Genomic DNA, 5,126 nt, shown 5'->3' on the forward strand with positions numbered 1-5,126 from the left:
GCTTCAACAGTCCGGCGAGACGGCTCGTTCATCAACACGACTAAACGTCACGTTCCACAAATGTTCTACGCGCGTCCGTCGGTCAGGACATCCCTTCCAACTCGTCGATCATGCCTGAAATCACCGACAGCCCGCCGTCCCAGAATTTCGGGTCTTTCGCATCCAGCCCGAACGGCTTGAGCAGCTCGGAATAATGCTTGGTGCCGCCGGCGGCGAGCATGGTCAGATAGCGCTCGGCGAAGCCGCTTTGGGCATTTTCGTAGACCGCATAGAGCGAGTTTACCAGGCAGTCGCCGAAGGCGTAGGCGTAGACGTAGAACGGCGAATGGATGAAGTGTGGAATATACATCCAGAAATTCTCGTAGCCCGGACGAAGATCGATCGCGGGTCCGAGGCTTTCGCCCTGCACGTCGAGCCAGATTTCGCCGATCCGCCCGGCGGTCAGTTCGCCGTCGCGCCGCTCACCATGAATGGCGCGCTCGAAAGAATAGAAGGCGATCTGCCGCACAACCGTGTTGATCATGTCCTCGACCTTGCCGGCGAGCAGCGCTTGGCGCGCTTTGGCGCTTTTGGTCTCGGCCAATAGCCGCTTGAAGGTCAACATCTCGCCGAACACGCTGGCGGTTTCCGCGAGCGTCAGTGGCGTCGGCGCCATCAGCGGGCCGTTCCTCGCCGCCAGCACCTGGTGCACGCCATGGCCGAGCTCATGGGCGAGCGTCATCACATCGCGCGGCTTGCCCTGATAATTCATCAACACATAGGGGTGCGCCGACGGCGTGGTGGGGTGCGAGAAGGCCCCCGGCGCCTTGCCGGGCCGCACCGGCGCATCGATCCAGCGATCGGTGAAAAACTGCTCGGCGATCCCGGCCATTTCCGGCGAGAAGCCGCGGTAGGCCGTCAGCACCATCTTCTTCGCCTGGGGCCAGGCGATGCTGCCAGTGGCGGCAAATGGCAGCGGCGCATTGCGGTCCCAATGCGCCAGCTTCTTCTTTTTGAACCAAGCCGCCTTGAGCCGGTAATAGCGATGTGACAGAAGCGGATAGGCGGACCGGACCGACCCCACCAGCGCATCGACCACTTCGCGCTCGACGCGATTGGCGAGATGCCGGGAATCCGCAACGTCCTTAAAGCCGCGCCAACGATCGGAAATCTCCTTGTCCTTGGCGAGCGTATTGGTGATGAGCGCAAAGGTCCGCTCGTTGGCCTTGAAGGTTTTCGCCAGCGCCTGCGCCGCCGCCTTGCGCTTATCGCCCGCGCGATCCTGCAGCAGGGTCAGGGCCGGCTCGATCGCCAGTTCGCGGCCGGCCACCTTGAAGCGCAGCCCCGCGATGGTCTGATCGAACAAGCGGTTCCAGGCACTGTAACCGCTCTGCGATTTTTCATGAAACAACTGCTCGACGCGATCCTCCAGCTGATACGGCTTGTCCTTGCGCAGGTCCTCGATCCACGGGCGATAGTGGGCAAGTTCAGCCGTCTGCATCGCGCGTTCGATCACGGCATCGTCGACGCGATTGAGCTCGAGCGCGAAAAACAGCAGGTGCAGCGAGGCATTCGTCAGCCGCTCGGACACGTCGCCGTAGAATTTGGAAATCGCGGGATCGACGCTGTCGCCGGCGTGAACCAGGCTGGCATAGGATCCAAGGCGCCCGGCGAGATCGTCGATCGCCTCGTAGCGCCTGACCGCTTCGGCGAGCCAGCCGCCGCCGGGCTCGTCGGCCGTTTGGTCCGCGAGCTTGCCCTTGTAGTCGGTCTCAAACGCGACGCATTCGGCATCCATCTTCAAGAGGTCGCGCGTGACTTCCGGCGCGTCGATCCCGGAATAGAGATCGGCCAGGTTCCATTCCGGCAGTTTCCCCGACCTGGATTTGGTCGCGGACTTTCTGATGTTCGGTTTGCGGTGAGCCATCGACTTGCGGAGAGCCGACGTGGGGCGCGATGTCATCTTGTTGGAGCCTGTGTATGCGTTTCGACCAGGACGGCTGGTAGTTCGGAGAAGGGGGAACGTTAACGCTTAAGAGGGCGTTAATCGGCATCGGCGACAGTGACCCGATTCGAGACAGATAGTTGCAATGCCCGGGGAAAGCCATGGCGGTTAGCATTTTGATTGCCGATGACGACGCAATACAGCGCCGCCTGGTCGAAAACATGGTGCAAAAATGCGGCTATGAGACCATTGTTGTCGACTCAGGCGATGCCGTTCTCGCCCTGCTGAACGCTGCCGACGGCCCTGTTATCGATGCCGTGGTGCTCGACCTGGTGATGCCAGGCCTCGACGGCATGGGCGTGCTGGCTAAGATCCGCGAAGCCGGCCTCAACATCCCCATCATCGTGCAGACGGCCCATGGCGGCATCGACAATGTGGTGTCGGCGATGCGCGCCGGCGCCCACGACTTCGTGGTAAAGCCCGCCGGCATCGAACGGCTACAGGTGTCGCTGCGCAATGCGCTCAACGCCAGCGCCCTGAAAGGCGAGCTGCAGCGCATCCGGCACAGCCGCGAAGGTAAATTGACCTTTGCCGATATCATCACCCGCAGCGAAATCATGGCGGGCGTGCTGCGTACCGCGCAAAAAGCCGCCGCCTCCACGATTCCAGTGCTGATCGAAGGTGAATCCGGCGTCGGCAAGGAACTGTTCGCTCGCGCGATCCATGGCAGCGGCGACCGCAAATCGAAGCCTTTCGTCGCCGTCAATTGCGGCGCCATCCCGGACAATCTGGTGGAGTCGATCCTGTTCGGCCACGAGAAAGGCGCCTTTACCGGCGCCACCGAGCGCCATTTGGGCAAATTCGTCGAAGCCTCCGGCGGCACGCTGTTCCTCGACGAAGTCTCGGAATTGCCGCTGGCAGCGCAGGTGAAGCTGCTTCGCGCGCTGCAGGAAGGCGCGGTCGAGGCGGTCGGCGCGCGCAAACCCGTGAAAGTCGACGTTCGCATCATTTCAGCGACCAATCGCAAGTTGCTCGACCGCGTCAAGAACGGGCAATTTCGTGAGGATCTGTTTTATCGCCTCCACGTATTGCCGCTGACGCTGCCGCCGCTACGGATGCGCCGCGAAGACATCCCGCATCTGTTGCGGCACTTTCTGGCGCGGTTCTGCGCCGAGGAAAACCGCCCCATTACCAGCATCAGCGGCGAGGCGATGGTGCAGCTGTCGCACCTTGAGTGGCCCGGCAATATCCGCCAGCTCGAGAATGCAATTTATCGGGCGGTGGTCATGAGCGACAGTGACCAGCTTGGCTTGGCGGATTTTCCGCAAGCTGCGGCCCAATCGCCGACAGTGTCGGACCTGCATGGCGACCCCCTCGTCTTCGAGCCGGCGTTTCATCAGAGCGGGACGGCGACGATCTCAGGTAACGAAATACCAATCGCGCCACTTTCTTCGGTCGGTACCCTTGCCATGCTGACGAGCGCCGGCGAGGTCCGGCCGCTCGAAGAGATGGAGAGCGAGATCATTCGCTTCGCGATCTCGCACTATCGCGGGCAGATGTCCGAGGTCGCGCGCCGATTGAAAATTGGCCGCTCGACCCTCTACCGCAAGCTGGACGAGTCCGCCGCCGACGATCCCGCGACCGGTGGCGCCGAGAAGGCGAGCTAGCTCGAACCATTGTGGCGCTCCGGTGGCCAAAGAGGCGGAAGATCGAGATCACTTTCCGGAAAATCTGAACCGTTGCCTGCGGGTGACAGACAAGGGGAGGATCGCGTGGCAAAAGTAGCCGTTGCGTTGCCAAAGAATGCGTTTGCGTCAGTTTGTCGTGACTGTCCCGGCGTGGCGCTGGCAGCATGAAGGGCGCGCGTGTACCGTTTCTTGTGTATTCGTCTAATGAATCGTTGCGTAGTGCTAACTGGAGAGGCGTACCAAACGGAGAGGCTGGAGCCCATTCGGAAAACGCGAATCACTGCCGTTGATTGGCCCACTTTGATAGGCTGACTGTGATGGCTCAAGCTGATTGACTGACATTCAACGACAGCCGCGGATAATGGACGCCATTTTCGAACCGATGAGGCCGACGCTCTAGCGAAAGTTGTAAAGACTATGCCAAGAGCTGCCCCATGCCGGGGCAGTTTCGCCCGAGGGGTGTGACGATGCGAGACCGCTTGAAGAACCGTTCCGGATTTGACCGCGTGCTGATGGCTGTCGCGGCCACGTTTGTTGCGGTTTCCGCCGTTTCGGTTTCCGCATTTTCGGCGCTTGCCCAGACTGACTTAGCCCGCGGCAGCGCGGCGGAACTGGCGATCGAAGCGGCCATCCCGCTGCCCGAGCCAGCAAATCTTCCGCCTCCGACCGTTAACGACTTCAAGCCGGTTGCGGCAACACCGGTTGCAACGACACCGGTTGCAACGGCACCGGCTCCCGACACGACGAATACATCGGTGCAGGCACCGGAGACCAAACCATCCGATTTCGTCACCGCGCCGGTCGACGAACCCAACAAGGGCGGCGCCGCCAAGAACGACACCGCGACCACCACCCCGGCTGCGGCAACGCCGGGCGCCGAGCCTGCCAGTGAACCGACCAAAGCGGCCAGCAACGTGCCGCCGGCAGATCAGCCGGTCGCAGACAGTTTGCGTGAGATGCTGGGTGCGAAGTCCCTACGCTATTTCGACCGCAAGACCGAACGCAGCGCGGTAGAGAAATTCTACACCGCGCGCGAATTTGCGCCGCTGTGGACCCAGAGCGGCGCGCTGACCCAAGGCGGCAAGGGCGTCATCGCGCGGCTCAAGGATGCCGGCTCCGATGGCTTGATTTCGTCGGACTATCCGGTGCCGGATTTCGCGGCGGCGAACACGCCGGATCTGCTCGCGGAAGCCGACTTGAAACTGACCGCCAGCATGCTGGATTATGCGCGCCAGGCGCAGAGCGGCCGCATGCACTGGTCGCAGGTCAGCGCCGACATTCAATATCCGGAGCATCCGACCGATCCTTCGGAAGTGCTCGAGAGTATCACCACCGCCAAGGATGCGTCCGCGGCACTCGCCGGCTACAACCCTCCGCAAAAGCTGTATCGTGAATTGAAGGCCAAGCTGGCTGAATTGCGCGGCCAGGGCGATGGGCCGGCGGTTCAGATCGCGGAGGGGCCGGCGCTCAGATATACCCCGGCGCGAGGCAAGCGGCAGCCGGCGACCGAGATG

3 protein-coding genes are annotated in these 5,126 nt (G+C 62.0%); 2 read left to right on the top strand and 1 reads right to left on the bottom strand.

All coding sequences use genetic code 11. The features are described 5' to 3' along the window. Positions 1 to 82: 82 nt before the first annotated feature. Positions 83 to 1,906, bottom strand: coding sequence for a M3 family oligoendopeptidase (locus tag ABSG20_RS29395; protein WP_423867971.1), 1,824 nt, complete (start codon positions 1,904 to 1,906; stop codon positions 83 to 85). A 179-nt stretch (positions 1,907 to 2,085) separates the two neighbouring features. On the opposite strand from ABSG20_RS29395, the gene ABSG20_RS29400 reads away from it, so the two are divergent. After that, complete coding sequence (locus ABSG20_RS29400; RefSeq protein ID WP_423867970.1) at positions 2,086 to 3,591, top strand: sigma-54-dependent transcriptional regulator; 1,506 nt, start codon at positions 2,086 to 2,088, stop codon at positions 3,589 to 3,591. Between the two features lie 488 nt (positions 3,592 to 4,079). Further along, a partial coding sequence (locus ABSG20_RS29405) for a L,D-transpeptidase scaffold domain-containing protein (protein WP_490338347.1) occupies positions 4,080 to 5,126 on the top strand: 1,047 nt, incomplete at its 3' end.

Source organism: Bradyrhizobium sp. (assembly GCF_049512235.1).
In the GTDB taxonomy this organism is placed as follows: domain Bacteria; phylum Pseudomonadota; class Alphaproteobacteria; order Rhizobiales; family Xanthobacteraceae; genus Bradyrhizobium.